Source organism: Mesorhizobium sp. M7D.F.Ca.US.004.03.1.1 (assembly GCF_003998635.1).
In the GTDB taxonomy this organism is placed as follows: Bacteria; Pseudomonadota; Alphaproteobacteria; order Rhizobiales; family Rhizobiaceae; genus Mesorhizobium; species Mesorhizobium loti.
In genome coordinates this window covers 1-1,213 of the sequence record NZ_RZQG01001316.1, presented here as the reverse complement: position 1 = coordinate 1,213, position 1,213 = coordinate 1, and the positions used below count along the sequence as shown (strand labels likewise).

1 pseudogene is annotated in these 1,213 nt (G+C 66.9%); it reads left to right on the top strand.

From position 1 onward, the window contains the following. Positions 1-1,213 (top strand): annotated as a pseudogene (locus EN935_RS36670) (ABC transporter permease); the annotation flags it as partial.

Below are 1,213 nucleotides of genomic sequence, written 5' to 3'. Positions count from 1 at the left end.
TCAGCGCCCAGACCGGCAGCGGCGATCCGCTGGTCGGCAATCCGCTGCTTTTGTCGATGTTCGCGGCGGTCGTTGTCGGCGGCACGCGCCTCGGCGGCGGGCAGGGCGGCCCGGTGGGCTCCGTCTTCGGCGCCTTTATCCTGATGATCGTGGTGAACATCCTGCTGGTGCTCAATGTGTCGGCCTATTATGCGACGATCGCCGAAGGCACCATTCTGGTGCTGGCGGCACTTGCCGGCTCCATCTCGCACGCATCGGTGCTTGCCGTGCAACTGCGCGCCGCGCGCGCCCGGCTTGCCGCCTGGCGCGCCGGCATATTGCCATCGCAGCTCGAGCGCGTGGACCGGCGTCTCAAGATCGCCGAACAATCGCCTGGCCAACACACAGCCGCATCGCCGCGTCCTGCCTTCCATCTGCGCAACGCGGAAACGCTGCGCTATGCGCTGCCGGCCTATGTCTGCCTGCTGCTCATCGTGGTCGTCACGCAGGTCTGGCTCGGCCGCGCCGTCCTCAATCCGGGCTACTGGAATTCGCTTCTCGTGCTGTCGTCCTTCCTCGCCGTCCTGGCGCTCGGGCAGGGAACCGTCATCCTGACCGGCGGCCTCGACCTTTCCGTGCCGTGGACGATCGGCATCTCCGGCATCATCCTGGCCGGCATGGTCAATGGCTCCGACGCGGCGCTTGTCTACGCCTTGCCGGTCGTGCTGGTGATGGCCTGCGCCATCGGCTTCGCCAATGGCTTTGGCATCGTCTATCTCGGCATCTCGCCGATCGTCATGACACTCGCCACCAACGGCATCCTGCAAGGCTGCGCGCTGCTCTACTCGCAGGGAACACCCGCCGGGTTTTCCTCACCGATGCTGCGCTGGGTCATGACGGCCAGGCTCGCCGGCTTGCTGACCCCAATCGTCCTGCTGATGGTCGTCTTTGTCGTGGCGGCGGTGCTGCTGCTCGGCCGCACGCCGTTCGGGCGCAGGGTCTACGGTATCGGCAATGGCTTACGCGCCGCGCGACTGTCGGGCATCGGCGTCGAGCGCACGCTGATCCTGGTCTACATGCTCTCGGCCGTCTGCGCGGCTGTTGTCGGCATCATGCTGACCGGCTTTTCGGGCCAGGCGAGCCTTGGCATGGGCGACGACTACCTGTTGCCGTCGATCGCCGTGGTGGTGGTCGGTGGCGCGCTGATCACCGGCGGGCGCGGCCACTATCTCGG